Raw genomic sequence first — 247 nt, 5'->3', positions numbered from 1 at the left:
CCAATTGAGCTACACCGGCATAAATGGTGGAGGATGACGGGATCGAACCGCCGACCCTCTGCTTGTAAGGCAGATGCTCTCCCAGCTGAGCTAATCCTCCACATATGTAATAAGTAAATCGCCAGGCGGCGTCCTGCTCTCACAGGGGGAAACCCCCAACTACCATCGGCGCTGAAGAGCTTAACGGCCGTGTTCGGGATGGGAACGGGTGTGACCTCTTCGCTATTGCCACCTGACTATGAAGTTT

1 tRNA gene and 1 rRNA gene are annotated in these 247 nt (G+C 54.7%); both read right to left on the bottom strand.

What is annotated here, in order from left to right:
• Positions 1-24 precede the first annotated feature (24 nt).
• Positions 25-100 (bottom strand) — tRNA-Val (locus M3221_RS26045).
• A gap of 20 nt (positions 101-120) precedes the next feature.
• A 5S ribosomal RNA gene (rrf, locus tag M3221_RS26040) occupies positions 121-236 on the bottom strand.
• Positions 237-247 lie beyond the last annotated feature (11 nt).

The organism is Domibacillus indicus (assembly GCF_023715895.1).
GTDB lineage: Bacteria > Bacillota > Bacilli > Bacillales > Domibacillaceae > Domibacillus > Domibacillus indicus_A.
This window is presented reverse-complemented; position numbering and strand designations above follow the sequence as displayed.